The organism is Frankia umida (genome assembly GCF_023242945.1).
GTDB lineage: Bacteria > Actinomycetota > Actinomycetes > Frankiales > Frankiaceae > Frankia > Frankia umida.
Genome location: NZ_JALKFT010000041.1, coordinates 1 through 14,530, shown reverse-complemented (window position 1 = coordinate 14,530; position 14,530 = coordinate 1). Strand labels below are relative to the sequence as shown.

18 protein-coding genes are annotated in these 14,530 nt (G+C 68.8%); 6 read left to right on the top strand and 12 right to left on the bottom strand.

From position 1 onward, the window contains the following. The first annotated feature begins 238 nt into the window (after positions 1–238). Entirely contained in the window at positions 239–1,609 is a 1,371-nt protein-coding gene (locus MXD59_RS23480; protein ID WP_248826770.1) for an APC family permease, read from the top strand. Between the two features lie 22 nt (positions 1,610–1,631). Here MXD59_RS23480 and MXD59_RS23475 read toward each other — a convergent pair whose 3' ends face one another. Next, positions 1,632–2,414 carry a hypothetical protein gene (locus MXD59_RS23475; RefSeq protein WP_248826769.1) on the bottom strand — a complete coding sequence of 261 codons (783 nt, stop codon included), beginning with the start codon at positions 2,412–2,414 and terminating at the stop codon, positions 1,632–1,634. Between the two features lie 112 nt (positions 2,415–2,526). On the opposite strand from MXD59_RS23475, the gene MXD59_RS23470 reads away from it, so the two are divergent. Both MXD59_RS23470 and MXD59_RS23465 read left to right on the top strand, forming a co-directional pair. Further along, entirely contained in the window at positions 2,527–2,745 is a 219-nt protein-coding gene (locus MXD59_RS23470; protein ID WP_248826768.1) for a type II toxin-antitoxin system HicB family antitoxin, read from the top strand. A 126-nt stretch (positions 2,746–2,871) separates the two neighbouring features. Further along, positions 2,872–4,461: a P-loop NTPase family protein gene (locus MXD59_RS23465; protein WP_248826767.1), complete on the top strand. Its 1,590-nt coding sequence runs from the start codon at positions 2,872–2,874 to the stop codon at positions 4,459–4,461. Positions 4,462–4,712: 251 nt separating this feature from the next. Here MXD59_RS23465 and MXD59_RS23460 read toward each other — a convergent pair whose 3' ends face one another. The 6 genes from MXD59_RS23460 to MXD59_RS23435 form a co-directional block, all read right to left on the bottom strand. Further along, entirely contained in the window at positions 4,713–4,928 is a 216-nt protein-coding gene (locus tag MXD59_RS23460; RefSeq protein WP_248826766.1) for a flavodoxin, read from the bottom strand. 135 nt (positions 4,929–5,063) lie between these two features. Next, positions 5,064–5,465: a type II toxin-antitoxin system VapC family toxin gene (locus MXD59_RS23455; RefSeq protein ID WP_248826765.1), complete on the bottom strand. Its 402-nt coding sequence runs from the start codon at positions 5,463–5,465 to the stop codon at positions 5,064–5,066. Further along, positions 5,462–5,707, bottom strand: a complete 246-nt coding sequence (locus MXD59_RS23450) for a hypothetical protein (protein ID WP_248826764.1) — start codon at positions 5,705–5,707, stop codon at positions 5,462–5,464. The genes MXD59_RS23455 and MXD59_RS23450 overlap by 4 nt, the downstream gene beginning before the upstream one ends. Before the next feature lie 70 nt (positions 5,708–5,777). Continuing rightward, the gene (locus MXD59_RS23445; RefSeq protein ID WP_248826763.1) at positions 5,778–6,038 is read right to left on the bottom strand and encodes a flavodoxin; all 261 of its coding nucleotides are present in this window, start codon (positions 6,036–6,038) and stop codon (positions 5,778–5,780) included. 144 nt (positions 6,039–6,182) lie between these two features. Next, a complete protein-coding gene (locus MXD59_RS23440) occupies positions 6,183–7,742 on the bottom strand; it encodes an MFS transporter (protein ID WP_248826762.1) in 1,560 nt (519 codons plus the stop codon). Continuing rightward, positions 7,739–8,122 carry a cupin domain-containing protein gene (locus MXD59_RS23435; protein WP_248826761.1) on the bottom strand — a complete coding sequence of 128 codons (384 nt, stop codon included), beginning with the start codon at positions 8,120–8,122 and terminating at the stop codon, positions 7,739–7,741. Before MXD59_RS23435 ends, MXD59_RS23440 begins: the two co-directional genes overlap by 4 nt. Positions 8,123–8,317: 195 nt before the next feature. Between MXD59_RS23435 and MXD59_RS23430 the strand changes: the two genes are divergently transcribed. Then, positions 8,318–9,019, top strand: a complete 702-nt coding sequence (locus tag MXD59_RS23430) for a TetR/AcrR family transcriptional regulator (protein ID WP_248826760.1) — start codon at positions 8,318–8,320, stop codon at positions 9,017–9,019. Positions 9,020–9,119: 100 nt separating this feature from the next. Here MXD59_RS23430 and MXD59_RS23425 read toward each other — a convergent pair whose 3' ends face one another. Both MXD59_RS23425 and MXD59_RS23420 read right to left on the bottom strand, forming a co-directional pair. Beyond that, the gene (locus MXD59_RS23425) at positions 9,120–9,584 is read right to left on the bottom strand and encodes a flavodoxin family protein (RefSeq protein ID WP_248826799.1); all 465 of its coding nucleotides are present in this window, start codon (positions 9,582–9,584) and stop codon (positions 9,120–9,122) included. A 132-nt stretch (positions 9,585–9,716) separates the two neighbouring features. Beyond that, on the bottom strand, positions 9,717–10,307 hold the full coding sequence (locus tag MXD59_RS23420; RefSeq protein ID WP_248826759.1) for a TetR/AcrR family transcriptional regulator: 591 nt from the start codon (positions 10,305–10,307) through the stop codon (positions 9,717–9,719). 234 nt (positions 10,308–10,541) lie between these two features. Between MXD59_RS23420 and MXD59_RS26720 the strand changes: the two genes are divergently transcribed. Then, entirely contained in the window at positions 10,542–10,667 is a 126-nt protein-coding gene (locus tag MXD59_RS26720; RefSeq protein ID WP_283097381.1) for a hypothetical protein, read from the top strand. A 17-nt stretch (positions 10,668–10,684) separates the two neighbouring features. Here MXD59_RS26720 and MXD59_RS23415 read toward each other — a convergent pair whose 3' ends face one another. After that, positions 10,685–11,857 carry an MFS transporter gene (locus MXD59_RS23415; RefSeq protein ID WP_248826758.1) on the bottom strand — a complete coding sequence of 391 codons (1,173 nt, stop codon included), beginning with the start codon at positions 11,855–11,857 and terminating at the stop codon, positions 10,685–10,687. A 336-nt stretch (positions 11,858–12,193) separates the two neighbouring features. Next, on the bottom strand, positions 12,194–13,264 hold the full coding sequence (locus MXD59_RS23410) for a zinc-binding dehydrogenase (protein WP_248826757.1): 1,071 nt from the start codon (positions 13,262–13,264) through the stop codon (positions 12,194–12,196). 84 nt (positions 13,265–13,348) lie between these two features. Here MXD59_RS23410 and MXD59_RS23405 point away from each other — a divergent pair, with 84 nt between their 5' ends. Beyond that, positions 13,349–13,774: a winged helix-turn-helix transcriptional regulator gene (locus MXD59_RS23405; protein ID WP_308301773.1), complete on the top strand. Its 426-nt coding sequence runs from the start codon at positions 13,349–13,351 to the stop codon at positions 13,772–13,774. A 138-nt stretch (positions 13,775–13,912) separates the two neighbouring features. Here MXD59_RS23405 and MXD59_RS23400 read toward each other — a convergent pair whose 3' ends face one another. After that, complete coding sequence (locus MXD59_RS23400; protein ID WP_248826756.1) at positions 13,913–14,248, bottom strand: immunity protein CdiI family protein; 336 nt, start codon at positions 14,246–14,248, stop codon at positions 13,913–13,915. Between the last annotated feature and the right edge of the window lie 282 nt (positions 14,249–14,530).

Here is a 14,530-nt window from a genome sequence, read left to right as displayed (position 1 = left end):
GCCGCTTCCGGATCGATCCACCGGATGCCCTCCCACGCAGGCGCCAGCCGGCGGACCGGCGGGCACGGTGTCAGTATTCGGCCCGGGGGCTGTCGGCCCGGCTCTCCCGACGGCGTGGCGGGCAGCGACCAGCCCACGGATCAGGGGCGGCCACATGATGAACGGGCGTCCGAGCGCTGCCAGCCGGACGGCAGCCGGCCAGGCCCGCGGGGGCGGCGCGACCGAGGACGAGACGGCGGTGACCGGGCGAACGGAACACGCCACCCAACCCGCCCTGGCCCGCGTCCTGAGTGGGCGGATGCTGTTGTTTCTCGTCCTCGGTGACGTTCTCGGATCGGGAATCTACGCGCTCACCGGGCAGATCGCCGCCGACGTCGGCGGGATGATCTGGGCACCGTTCCTGATCGCCTTCGCCCTGGCCTTCCTCACCGGGACGTCCTACGCCGAGCTTGTCGGCAAGTATCCCCGGGCGGCCGGAGCGGCGCTCTACGCCAACGAGGCGTTCCGCCGTCCGTTTCTCACCTTCATGGTCGGCTTCACCGTGCTGTCCGCCGGCATCACCTCCACCGCCACGGCCGCACGGGCCATCGGGGGCAAATACCTCGCGGAGTTCATGACGGCCCCCACCGTCGTCGTCTCGGTCGTGTTCATCCTGCTGACGGCGGTCCTCAACGCCCGTGGGATCGAGGAGTCGGCCCGGGTGAACCTCGTGCTCACCGTGATCGAACTGGCCGGGCTGCTGCTGATCGTCGGGATCGGCGTGGACGCGCTGGCCACCGGCGCGGGCGAACCGGGACGGGCCTTCGAACTGCGTACCGAGGGGTCCGCCCCGCTCGCCCTGCTCGCGGGCACGACACTCGCGTTGTACGCGATGCTCGGCTTCGAGAACTCGGTGAACCTCGTCGAGGAGGCCCGCCGGCCACGCCGGGACCTGCCCCGGGCGCTGTTCGGCGGCCTGTTCATCGCCGGCACGGTCTACCTGTTCGTCGCGTTCACCTGCGCGATGCTGGTGGATCCCGGCATCCTCGCCGGCTCCGGTGCCCCGCTGCTGGAAGTGGTGAAGGCCTCCGACGTGCCGGTGCCGTCGAAGCTGTTCGCCGCGGTCGCGCTGGTCGCGGTCGCCAACACCGCCCTGATGAACATGGTGATGACCTCCCGTCTCGTCTACGGCATGGCCGTTCAGGGCTCGATCCCGGCCGTCTTCGCCCGGGTCCTGCCGGGCCGACGCACCCCGCTGACAGCGATCGGTTTCGTGACGGCCCTGGCGGTGGCGCTGGCCAGCACCGGCCAGCTGGCCGGCCTCGCCGACACCACCGTCGTACTCCTGTTGCTGGTCTTCTTCACCGTCAACGTCAGCGCGCTGGTGCTGCGACGTGAGCCCGCCCCGCCGGGCGCCTACCGTGCTCCCACCTGGGCCCCGGCGCTCGGCGCGCTGTCCTGCGCGGTGCTGGCCTCCCCGCTGGTCCACCGCGAGGGCACCGTCTACCTGCGCGCCCTCGGCCTGCTCGCCTTCGCCGCGGTCCTCTTCCGCGCCCAGAAGGTTGTCGGCGGCCGGTGCCGCGCGGGTGAGCTGTCTGGTGCCGCCGGACCGCCCCCGTCACAGCCGTGAGGATCTGATGGCCTGCCACAAATCACACAGAGGTGTCTGGCTGGATCTCCAACAGGGAGCGACGGACCGGGCCTTCGGCGCCGTACTTGGAGTCCATCGCGGTGGTGACGCCGACGGCACGCGGGTCGCGACCGCGGTCGAACGCGGCGAGGGACAACGGCCGGTGGCCGTCCCAGTCGAAGCCGACGACCCGGCGGGGCAGCCGGACCGGGACCTCCGCGCGACCGCCGGTGTTGCCGGCACCGATCTGGGCGAGGTCGTGTAATAGCTGCTGGTCGCTGAGAAACAGCGCGCCGCCGTCCATGACGTAGGCGGACCGCCGGTCGGCCTCGAAGTCGGCCGGAGCGGCGGCCGGCCAGTCCACGATCAGGCCGAGACGCCAGTGTTCATCGAGAGTAATCGTTTCCGGGCTGTCCCACAGCTGGTCGAACGCGGCGTTGACGTAGAAGCCGAGGCCACCGAGCACGCTGGTCTCGTAATGGCGGACATTGCTGCCGTCGCGGTTGTCGGAGTCGCCGAAGAACGAACAGATCGCCTTGTTCCCGGCCAGGTACAGCCGGGCCGGCGGAAGGGCGGAGAAGACCTTCAGTTCGAAGGTGTGCGCGGTGCTCACCGACAGCGTCTCCGACCAGTCGTGGAACGCGAGCAGAACGTCGAGAATCGCGGCCCGGGCGTCGTGACGACCACCCATGTCGGAGGTTCTCTGCCGGGCCGCGTCACTCGACGGGTCCAGGACGAGAATCTGCACCAGAACCCGGGCATCGATGGCCCGGCGCATCACGCCCAGGAACTCGCTCCGGTGCACCTGCTCCATCCCATACGGCCAGGCCCCCATGATCTTGATGCCGTCGGCGGTGTCGGGTAGGGGCCGCGGCGAGCGATCCGGCCCAGGACGGCGTCCGCGATAGTGTGGATGCATGGCGGCGTCACGCACCGCCACGGTTACCGTCCCGATCGTCGTCGAGCGTGCCGAGGATGGCGTCTGGTGCGTGGATGCCCAGCTACGTCCAGGTGTCGGCGCCCACGGCGAAGGCACGACCGAGCAGGAGGCGCTGGGCGACCTGCGTGAGGCGCTCATCGGCCTGATCGAGGAGTTCGGAGTTCCCCGGGAGTTGTCCGTCACTGTGGCAGCCTGATGCCTTCGGTTCCATCCGCTCGAGGCATCCGCGTCGTCCGAGCGCTTGAGCGCCACGGCTTCAAGGCGGCTCGGGCCAACGGCAGCCTCCACATCATGCGTCACCCCGACGGGCGGAGAATGGGCGGTGGCTCGCACGTTCGGCACGGCTGGGCCGTGCGTACCAGGCAAGCACTTCATGATCCCGGCATCCGCACGGCTCCCCGAGGTGCCCGACCTGGTCGCGAGGGAGAACTACTTTGTCCTGCATGCCCCGCGCCAGACCGGCAAGACGACAGTTCTGCAGGCCCTCGCCACCGACCTGACCGCGAGTGGTCGCTACGCGGCGGTCGTGCTGTCGATGGAGGCCGGGCGTCCCTGGCCGGATGACATCGGCGCCGCCACCCGGGCGATCCTCGGACGCGCTCGGCGCACCGCACGGACCAACCTGCCAGCCGAGCTGCGTCCGCCACCATGGCCGGACAGCTGGGACGAGGCGCTCCTGTCCGAAGCGTTTGCCGCCTGGGCCGAGGCATGCCCGAAGCCGCTGGTGTTGTTCCTCGACGAGATAGACGCGTTGAGCGGGCAGACCCTGCTCAGCGTCCTCGGCCAGCTGCGCGACGGCTACCGCGACCGGCCTTCCGGCTTCCCCTCCTCGATCGCGCTCTGCGGCCTACGCGACGTCCGCGATCATAAAATCGCCTCAGGTGGCGACCCGACCAGGCTCACCTCGCCCAGCCCATTCAATATCAAGGTGATCTCGCTACGGCTGAAAGACTTCACCCTCAACGAGGTCCGCGCCCTCTACCAGCAGCACACCGCCGACACCGGCCAGAACTTCACCCTCCAGGCCGTGGAATACGCCTACGCCCTGACCATGGGCCAGCCTTGGCTGGTCAACGCGCTCGCCCACGAGATCGTCGATCGCATGAAGATCCCCACGACGACGACGATCACTGCCGACCATGTCGACGAGGCCGAAGAACGACTCATCGTCGCGCGCGAGACTCATCTGGACTCCCTGCTCGACCGGCTCCGTGACCCCCACGTACAGCGGATCATCGAACCAGTTCTCGCCGGCACGGAGGTCAGGTTCGATCCCTTCTCCGACGACCTCGCCTACACCACCGACCTCGGCCTCGTCCGACGGACCGCGTCGACGGTCGAGATCGCCAACCCGATATACCGCAATGTGATCACACGAGTTCTCGCCGATGGACTGTTCGACGGCGTTGCCGGCGCACCACAGCCACGTTCGTTTGTTCTCACCGACGGCCGCCTCGACCTACCCGGACTGCTCGAACGTTTCACCGAGTTCTGGCACCGGACCGAGGACGTCCTTGCGGCCGACGAGCCCTACCGCGAGGTGACCCCCCACGTCACGCTGCTTGGATACCTCGACCGCGCTATCAATGGCAGCGGCTTCGTTGACCGCGAGTACGGTGTGGGCCGCGGCGCCATGGATCTACTCATCCGCTGGAGCCACACCGGGCCCGACGGCAGGGCTGGTGTCCAGCGCGAGGCGCTGGAGGTCAAGACCCACCGCCCTGGCGACGCCGACCCGACCCAGGCCGGCATCCGCCAGCTCGACGGCTACCTGCTACGCCTCGGACTGGCCACCGGCCACCTCGTGATCTTCGATCAGCGACCCGCCGAACGCAAACGCGTCAGCACCGAGCTGGGTACCCAGATCGCCATCAGCCCCACCGGGCACACCATCGCGGTCGTGCGCATCTGACAGCCCTGCCCAGCCAGAGGGCCTCCTCCACGAAGGCGCACTGACGTCCGCCGCAAAGCCTTCTCGACTTGCGTACCACATCGATCGCTGCACGATCGGGATGCGTTTGGGGACGTAGGTCCTCAAGCAGACGCACGGGGGCAACATCGGGGCCGATGGTCAGCCAGATCCGCCGCGCCCCGAGGGGCTCCGGGCGGCTGGCCACTGGACCTGGGCAGGCGGGTGGAGCCCTGAGTCCTGGCCCGTCCAGATCACGTGAGCATCAGGCTGGCGGCGACCGTTGCCCCGAGCTCCCAGCAGGCCTCGCGCACCGCGGCGTCCGCCTCGCCGACGATCGACAGTGGCTCGCGCAGGCGCTTCCATTTCAGGCCGGTGGCGATGGTCTCGACGCCGCGGATCGCGCCGGTCGTGTCGCTGCCGCCGTGGACGTACAGCGCATACGGCCGGCCGACGGTCGCCTCAAGCACCGGGTAGTAGATCTGGTCGCAGAACTTGCGGCAAGTCGCATGCGTCGGTCGATTATGCTACGTGCTTACGAGGCTTGCTGCCGCGGTGGGGCCAAACCGCATCGGTCGTATCACTAAGAAGCGTGCCTGCTTCTGCTATCGGGTGACGATGACCGTCGCGCGGTGTCCGGCAGCGTTCCTGAGCTTGGTGTCGCCGGTGAGCAGCTCGCAGCCGAGTGCTTCGGCGAGCGCAATGTAGGCGGCGTCGTAGGCGCCGAGGTTGTGCCGCAGTTCCCACATCCGGGGGTGGTAGGGCCAGACCGGATGACGGGTGATCCGCAGGCGCGCGTAGTCAGCCAGCATCTGCTCGCCGCGATGAGCAGTGATCTTCCCTCCGGCGGCAAGCCCGCGGACTGTTGACGCGACCTCGACGTCGAGATGGTGCGGGGCGTGCAACGTACGCGGGGCGGACAGACGATGCCGGAGCACCTCGTCGCCATTACGGACCGACAGCACATCAATGACGAGCGAGCAGTCAACCACGTACGTGAGGGTCAACGCCGCCCCTCGTCGCGCGCCGCGAGGACGTCGTCCATGGTGAGCTCCACCGGTTCCCTGTCGCGGGCGATGCGGGCGATGACCTCGGCGTTGGTCTCCATGGCCGCGTCAGCATCCATCAGGTCCCGCAAGTACCCGGACAGCGACTGGCCGAGCGATCTAGCGCGCTCGCGCAGGACCGCGAGCGTCGTCGGATCGACATCGCGCACCTGGATGATGCCCAGATCAGCGGACTCGCTCATATGTCCACGCTACCATGCATTCATGCATGGCGCATGAATGGCATGCTCGGTGCCCAACCAGACCCGAGCGCTACGGCATCAGGCTCGCCGCCGTGCTGGCGCCCAGCTCCCAGCAGGCCTCCCGGTCCTTCGCGTCCGGCGTACCTGTCACCGTCACCGGCTCGCGCAACCGCCGCCAGCGCAGGCCGGTAGCAATCGACTCCACCGCCCGCACCGCACCCATCGTGTCGTTGTTGCCATGCGCATACAGCGCGTAAGGGCGGCCGACAGTGGCGGCCAAACAGGGGTAACAGGCCTGGTCGCAGACCTTGCGGAAAGTCGCATGCCTCATACGGTCACGCCACGTGTCTCACGACGCTCGCCGTCACGGGCCGCGTGGCCATCGTCCCGGCCGGGCGCGATCACGCGCGGGCCCCGGTGACGCCGCCACGTTCTGCCCCGGAACGCCCTGCCGGCTATGGCCCGCCTAATCCTCCTACCCCTGGCTGCCTGGCAGCGGCTGCCAGCTGTCGGGTACGCCCGCGTGAACCGGCCGGATCGGCTCGCAGGCAGTCGGCATGCGCTGGCCAGCGTCCGGCGTGGCTGATCCGGAGGACCTGGCTGGTAGCGCGACGAAGGCGAGGACTGCGGCGAGGCCGAGAAGCAGACCGCTGACACCTACGGCAGTCGCGTACCCGGCGGCGAGAGCGGCGCGGGCGCCGCCATCATGACGGCCGGTCACCGCGATCGCCACAGTCGCCAGGGCCGCGAGGCCGATCGAGCCTCCGATCTGACGGGAGCTGGTGATCAGTCCAGCGGCCATCCCCGCCTCGGCCGGAGCGATACCAACTGTCGCGGCAGTTCCCATCGGAACCACGCACAGGCCGATTCCGGTGCTCGTCACGATCGACGGCCCAAGGATGGAAGTGAGGAAGCTCCCGTCAACTCCGAGTACCGCGGCGAACCAGCCGAACCCGACTGCGGCCAGCGCCCCGCCAACAGTCAGGAGGAGGCGTCCCTCGACCCGTGTCGCCAGGCGGGACGCCGTGGTCGACCCGAGCAGCATGCCGGCGCAGAACGGTAGGAATGCGGCCCCCGTGGTTGCCGCCGAGTAGTCCAGCACCTGTTGGAGGTAGAGCGAGACGAAGTAGAAGGCAGCGAACTGACCGGAGAACAGGAGCAAAACGAACAGGTTGGCGACGACGACTGAGCGATGGGTGAGCAGCCGCATCCGCAGCAGCGGCGCCGACACGCGGTTCTCGACCACGGCGAAGGCCGTGAGCAGGACCATGGCCACGCCAAGGGTGAGCAGCGTCGTCGCCGATCCCCAGGGGTGGATGTCCGTGCGGATGACTCCGAGGACCAGCATCGAGGTTCCGGCAGTGGCCAGTAGCGCTCCGACGACATCCGGCCGCGGCGCCGGCCCTTCCCGACGATCAGCGGGGACGCCGCGGCGGGCTGCCGCCAGCAGGAACCCGATGATGGGCACGTTCAGGAACAACACGATCCGCCAGCCCGCCCACTGGGTCAGCACTCCCCCGGCAAGCACGCCCACCGCGCCTCCGACCGCGGCTGCCGCTCCCCACAGCCCGAGCGCCCTGGCCCGCTCCGGCCCGGCGGGGACATACACCGTGATGAGGGTGAAGGCGATGGGAGCGAGGACGGCCGCGCCGACACCCTGCATGGCCCGGAAAGCAATGAGCTCCCCTGAACTCTGGGCGAGCCCTCCGGCCAGACTCTCCACCCCGAAGACGACGAGCCCGGCCAGCAGCGCCCGGCGCCTCCCGACCATGTCGCCGATCCGGCCGCCCAGCATGATCAGGCCACCGAACGTCAGCGAGTAAGCATTGACCACCCAGGTCAGGCCGCTTGGGCTGAAGTCGAGCGCGGACCGGATATGTGGCAGCGCCACGTTCACCACCGAGGTGTCCAGCGCCACCATTGCCTGTACCAGCAACACGACCACGAGAAGCCACCGGGCGGACTTCTCGGACGGGTACCTCGGGATTGTCTGGTTCGCCGTGGTGGTGGGAACAATGGTCTTGGGGTCCGTCACGCCCGCTTCTCCAACCGGGAGCCGAGGCGCAGTGCGATGCTCATCAGATCGCTCGGAGCATCCAGTTCGAAACGGTGCCAGCGATTGCGCGGAACGACGAAGCCGGTCCCGGCAGCCAGGGTGACCACAACCTGCGCGCCCTCGGCCTCCCCCTGCCTCAGGTAGAGGCGGACCTGCCCGGACAGTACGCACACAGCCTCGTCGCTTTCGGGATGCACTTCCCAGTGGTCGCTGTGGACGTCGTGGTCGGTCTCCGCGTGCGTGAGGGCGACCGTCCAGCCCTCGTCATCGGCATCCATCCGCCGTTCTTCGACGGTGACAGCCCTGCCAGGGCGCAGGCGCAGCACAGCGGTGAACAGGTCGACAGGAGTCAGGTCCATCGGCGGGCCTCCTGGGCACGTGCGAGGGGTCTCCGGCATGACGGCGGTTGGACTGGGAGCGCGTCGACCGATCGACGGCGACTTTAGGAACATGTTCGAAAAGTAGCTCAGGCGGCCCTTGGAGTCGAGCAGCGACCAACAACGTGATCCAGGACACTCACCGGCAGCGCCGTCGAGCCGGGGCATGATGAACCCGTGACAGCGGCAGATCCCTCGGCCCCGGCTCGCGGGCGGATGGGTCGCCCGCCGCGCACCTCCCGCGCGGACATCATCGCGGCGGCCCGCCGCTTGATCGACCGGGACGGCTGGGAAAAACTGACCATGCGCCGACTTGCCGCGGAGGCCGGCACCGCGTCGACGACTCTGTACCACCACGTCCGCGACAAGGACGATCTGCTCACACAGCTCCTGGACGACTATGCGGAGCAGATGTCCCGCCCTGCCATGCCAGCCGACCCACGAGAACGCATCATCACGGCCGCGACGGTCATCCGGGAGACGCTGGCCGCCTGGCCGTGGGTCGTCGGGGTTCTGATCCAGGATGATCGGGTGGGCCGGGCAGCGCTGTGGATGGTGGAGGCACTCCTCGCCGGGGCCATCGAGTGCGGATGCACACCGGAGCAGGCCGTCGACCTGTACCGGAGCATCTGGTACTACACCGCCGGAGAGATCCTCGTCCGGGCGAACCGTGACCGTCAGCGAGCCGAAAAGCGCGGTCCGGCCCAGCGCGACGACCTCATACGCGCGGCCGACGCCACCGAGCTGCCGCACCTCGCGGCGCTCGGGGAACGCTGGGCCAGCCTGGTCAGCCGGGACACCTACTCTCTCGGCCTGCGCAACCTCGTTGACGGATTTCTCCGAAACCTGCCAGATCGCGGCGAACCCGACCGTGCGTAGCAGCACCGGTCGCCCCACTACGGGGATGGCCCGAGCGCTCAGCCGTCAGGTCGTCGGTGAGACCTCTCCGTGCTCGTTGTCGATCAGATGCCCAGCCAAGTCACTCGGCCATCAGACTGGCCGCGACCGTCGCCCCGAACTCCCAGCAGCCCTCGCGGTCAGCAGCGGACAGGTCGCCCACGACGGCGAGCGGGTCACGTAGACGCTTCCATTTCAGACCGGTGGTGATGGTCTCGACCGCGCGGACCGCGCCGGTCGTGTCGGAGTTGCCGTGCACGTACAGCGCATACGGCCGACCAACGGTCGCGTCGAGACACGGATAGTAGATTTGGTCAAAAAAGTGCTTCAAAGCCCCTGACATGTAACCGATGTTGGCCGGCGTCCCGAGCAGGTAGCCGTCGGCGGCCAGCACATCGACCGCGGTGGCCGCCAGCGCCGGGCGGACGACGACCTCCACGCCCTCGATGGCCTCGTTCCGGGCGCCGGCCAGCGCCGCCTCCAACATCGCCTGCATGGACGGCGACGGCGTGTGGTGCACCATCAGGAGAGTCGGCATCGAGGTCAGGCTATTCGCCCCGATGCCCACGAGGGTCGTCAGCCCGCCGACGTGTCGACATCTCCGTCTGGCCGCGGCGCTGTTCTGGGCCGTGCTCGGCATGCCTCGTCGTGGACCGCGTCGGTACGTTTCACGCGCAGCTCACCTCGTTAGGCGTAGCCCGGCGATGAGGACCTCGACGAGGCGGCGGGCGTCGTAGCCGTGGCTGCTGGTGGCTCCGGCGCAGAGGTTTCCGACGCCGCGCATGACCTCCAGCGGCTCCAGATCGGAGCGGATCTCCCCGGCGTCGGCGGCGGCGGCGAGCAGCGCCGAACAGACGGGCACAAGCCGGTCCAGGAAATAGTCGTGCAACGGATCGAAGCAGGAGTCGTCGGAGCGCAGCACGGCGGCGAGCCCGTGCTTGGTGACCAGGAAGTCGACGAACAGATCGATCCACTGTGCCAGTGCGGCGTAGGGCGTCGCGCTGGCCGCCAGCATGGCCGGGCCGGCCTGGGCCAGGCCATCGACCTGGTGCCGGTAGACGGCGATGATCAGATCCGCCCGGGTCGGAAAATGGCGGTAGATCGTGGCCGTCCCGACGCCGGCCCTGGCGGCGATCGCGCGGATCGGCGCCTCCACCCCGGAGGTCACGAACACCGCGGCGGCCGCCTCCAGCAGAGCCTGCTCGTTGCGCCGAGCATCGGCCCGCTTCGGGCGGGACGCGGGTTCCACAACTCCTTCGCCGGCACTCACCTGACCCCCCTCCCTCGGACGTACCGCCTGCACCTGCGCCGTCCCACCGGATGGCACAGCCCCACCGGATGGCACAGCCCCACGGGCAGACGGTGCCACCGGCCGGCGTCGCTAAGTGGGACAGCGTCCCGAATCGTCAACCGGGACACTGTCCCACTTCATCATGCCAGCGGAAAACCTCCTGGACCACCCGGCCGCGGCGTCCCCTCCCGCCTGCTCCGAAGGAGTTCCACCATGCCCAAAGTCGTTGTCTTCGACGAGACCGGCGCCCCGGACGTGCTGCACATCGTCGACGAGCCAACCCCGGAGCCCGCTGCCGGTGAGGTCCGGATCAGGGTCGAGGAGCACCGCGGCGGGTGAGGTCCCGGGCGCGGCTCTCAGGCGGGCACGCGTAGTAGTCCGAAGCCGATACCACCGGCGAGTGCTGCTACGGCACCCAGGAGTAGCGGGAACTGCGCGCCCCGCGCGTCGAGCAGCGCTCCGCCGACCACAGCGCCCGCTGTGATCGCCACCTGGAACGCTGTGACCTGGAGCGACACCGCTGACTCGACGCTGTCTGGCTCGACCCTGCTGACCCACAGCTGCGTGGCCACCGGGACCATGTTGAACGCGAAACCCCACAGCACGATTCCGATCGCGAGCAGGCTGGAGGAGCCTGCCACGGCAGTGACCAGCAGGCCCGCACCCAGCAGGACCGGCGCCGCAGCCGCAAGCAGGCGCAGTCTCGCGGCGAACGCGCCGGCAAGGACATTGCCCGCCATGCCACCGAGGCCCCAGGCGACCAGCAGCCAGGTCGTGTGCTGGGAGCCCACCCGCTCGATGGCGAGCCTGATGTAGGGGTAGCTGGCAAAGTTCCCGAACGCGACCAGGCCGACGCATCCGATTCCCGCCATGAGCCGTCGGTTCCCGACCGCCCTGCGCAGCATCGGCAGGCCGGCCGACGGATGCGCCGGAACCGGTGGCAGGACACAAGCCAGCCAGACCGCGGCGAGGACGCAGATGGCGGTCGCGCCGGCGAACGCGGCCCGCCAGCCGACGCCGTTGCCGACGAGCGCGGCGAGCGGCACGCCCAGCGCCGTCGCGAGGCTCACCCCGAACGCGAGCGCGGTCGAAACGACCCGCGGCCTGCCGGGCAGAACCGTCGTCCCCGCCCCGAAGGCGAAGGACCAGAAGCCGGCGAGTGCGATGCCGAGCAGGAGCCGTCCCAGCAACAGGACGGCGAAGTCCGGGGCGAGTGACACGGCGAGATTGGCGACCGCTCCGGCGGCCAGGAGCGCGACGAGCACCGTGCGCCGACTGGTTCGCGGGAGCACAAGCGCGACGGTGGGGGCGGTGACGGCACCGGCGATCGCGGTGACCGCGATCGCCAGGCCAGCGACACCGTCGCTGACACCGATGTCCGAAGCCATCGTCGGCAGCACACCTGCGGGAAGGAACTCGCTCGTCACGAGCGCGGTCGTCCCCGACGCGAGGGCGATCACCGGCAGCAGGGTCGTCGCCGGTGCGCCGGCCCCCTCGACCGACCGGCGGTCGGAGATCTGACTGCTCATGGGTTCACCGTGCAGCACACCCGGCCGACGGGAGCGATGGCGTGATCCTTCCCCATCTCCCGCGGCTTCGACCGCCACAACACACGTCCTGTGTCACGGGAGTCGGCCAACCCCAGGACTCGTACCGCCGCCACACCGGAGCTACTGATCGCCACCGACAGGATCTCGCCTGGCGGGCCTGGCTCGACGTGAACGAGGATGTCTCCGACGGCGCCTGGCTGGTCCTGGCGAAGAAGGGCACGACAGCCACCGGCAGCGTTGCGCCCTGCCCAGCCAGCGGGGACGTAGGTACTCAAGCAGGCAGGTTTCCACGCCGGCCGCGTCACGTCCGCCCGGTCAGGCCTGTCCAGCCAGCAAAAGCAGCTTTCCGGTGGTCCGCCGACCCTCCAACAGCCGATGCGCCTTCGCGGCGTCGCTGAGATCGAACACCTCCTGGACGGGAATGACGAGTGACCCGTCGGTTACCAGGGCGAGCGCCTTCTCCGTGGCCGGGGCGATGATCTCAGGGGCGGCGAGTGCCAGATCGATGCTGCTCCAGCCCATGACCGCGACGTTGGCCAGGGCGAGTGCCATCGGCGACGGCAAGGACTCGGTCCTTCCAGCAGCCGATCCGAACTTCACCAACCGCCCCCTCGGGGCGAGCGCGGCGAGGCCGGCTTCGAAGACCTGGCCACCCACCGAGTCGAGCACCACGTCGGCGCCCCGGCCACCAGTCGCACGGTGCACGGCTGTCGCCAGCTCTGCGTGTGGCACGACGATGTCGTACCCGTGGGCCCGGGCGACCTGGACCTTGTCGGCCGAACCCACCGTCCCGATGAGAACGCTGACGCCGAGATGCCGGGCGACAGCCGCGATGGCCGCACCCGCCCCACCCGCGGCGGCGGAGACGACGACCACCGACCTCGGTCCGACCCGTGCCAGCTCGGTGAGCATCGCCACCGCGCTCGTCCCGATCGTCACGGCTGCCGCGGCGGCCTCCAACGACATCCCGGCGGCAGCGCCGACGAGCGGGAACACCCGAGCGGCCGGAACATTCACGAGCTCCGCGTACCCGCCGACGATCGTAAAAGCGGCTACCGCGGTGCCGACGGGAAGATCAACGATACCCGGGCCGACAGCGGCGACGTGACCACTCACTTCCAGGCCCGGGACGAACGGCAGGGCGGGCACGGGAACGGCCCCGCGTCGTTGCAGCACCTCGACGAAGTTCACGCCCGCGTACGCGACCCGTACGGCGACCTCACCCGGGCCGGGCTCGGGCTGGACGAGGTCTCGCCGGATCAGGACCTCTGGCCCGCCGGTCCTGTCGAATCCGACGGCGCGGCATGCGCGCCCGGCACCCGGCGCCTGCGTCAGGGGCGTCGGTACGACGGAACCAGAACTCGGTGCGTTCGACGTTTCACTCATGGGGAAGACGCTCTACGGCCACGTCCCAACTGGGAAGTACCCACTTCTCAGTAAGCTACTTTCCTCATGGGCTACGCTTCGGTCGTGGATCACACGTCTCACGACTCGGGCCCCCGGCCCCTGGTGGCGTCGTCCGGCCTACCAGCCGACGTCTACAGCGCCGGCTGTCCCACCCGGGATGTCCTGGATCACCTCGCGAGCAAGTGGACGATTTTGATCATCGACGCGCTCGGTGCGGGGACGTATCGGTTCGCGCAGCTGCGCCGCACAGTTGACGGAATCTCCGAGAAGATGCTTGCGCAGACCCTGCGTCGTCTGGAGCGAGATGGTCTGCTCACCCGGACCGTGTACCCGGAAGTCCCACCGCGCACCGAGTACGCCCTCACCCCTCTCGGACGCAGTATCAGCGCACCTGTCGCATCGCTACGCATCTGGGCCGAGCGGAACATCAACGACGTGCTTGCAGCGCGCGGCGCGTACGAGTCCAAAAGCAGTCATCAACAACGCTGACGGTGCTTCCACTTCAGCCCGGTGACGATGGCCCCGACACCGCAAAGCCGCCGTGGACGTGGAGGGCGTACGGCCGACCTTGCGGCACGGATAGCAAATCTGGTCGCAGAAATGTGCCGAACCCTGGTCAGGAAGAAGTCACTTTCGGCGACGACTGGTCCGACTCGAACCGTTCAGTGTGGTGATGCGCTGTCGTAGCTCATCGAAGAACACGACCTCGTAAGAAGGCCCCAGCTCCCGCGCTACGCGGATCGCCAGAGCGTAGCCTCGCTTGTTCCAGTCGGCCTGGACCTGTTCGCTCGGCCAGCTGTAGCCGTTGGCGATCAGTATGCGGGTGTAGTCGGCCGACCACAGGGCGAGCTCGTCACGCAGCACGTCGGTCAGCGGCAGCGCTTCGGGCGACACCATCCCGCCTTCGGCCCACAACGGAAAAGCGTAGTAGTCGGCCATCATCTTCACCCGCCGCACAGCCATGGTTGATCATAACGCCGAGATCAGTTCTGAGCCTGTGAGACGCACGCCGCCGAACACTGCGGCGTCAGCGGCGGTCCGCCTACCAGAAACATCTGCCATCCGCCGCCCCGAGTCGCCGCCACGGCCACCTACATCACAAGACTCGCCGCCGCTGTCGCACTGGAGTGATCCCGCTTCCGTGGACAGCGAACTTGAGGTTCACTGCCTATAGGGAAGGATGGCGATGGGGTCAACACGGCGGAAATTTACTCAGGAGTACAAGACCGAGGCTGTAAGATTGGT

Excerpts from the sequence above, each read along its gene's own strand:
- MXD59_RS23470 (WP_248826768.1), top strand. The coding sequence starts at position 2,527 with ATGGCGGCGTCACGCACCGCCACGGTTACCGTCCCGATCGTCGTCGAG.
- MXD59_RS23450 (WP_248826764.1), bottom strand. The coding sequence starts at position 5,707 with ATGAGCGAGTCCGCTGATCTGGGCATCATCCAGGTGCGCGATGTCGAT.
- MXD59_RS23445 (WP_248826763.1), bottom strand. The coding sequence starts at position 6,038 with ATGAGGCATGCGACTTTCCGCAAGGTCTGCGACCAGGCCTGTTACCCC.
- MXD59_RS23435 (WP_248826761.1), bottom strand. The coding sequence starts at position 8,122 with ATGGACCTGACTCCTGTCGACCTGTTCACCGCTGTGCTGCGCCTGCGC.
- MXD59_RS26720 (WP_283097381.1), top strand. The coding sequence starts at position 10,542 with ATGCCCAAAGTCGTTGTCTTCGACGAGACCGGCGCCCCGGACGTGCTG.
- MXD59_RS23415 (WP_248826758.1), bottom strand. The coding sequence starts at position 11,857 with ATGAGCAGTCAGATCTCCGACCGCCGGTCGGTCGAGGGGGCCGGCGCA.
- MXD59_RS23410 (WP_248826757.1), bottom strand. The coding sequence starts at position 13,264 with ATGAGTGAAACGTCGAACGCACCGAGTTCTGGTTCCGTCGTACCGACG.
- MXD59_RS23400 (WP_248826756.1), bottom strand. The coding sequence starts at position 14,248 with ATGGCTGTGCGGCGGGTGAAGATGATGGCCGACTACTACGCTTTTCCG.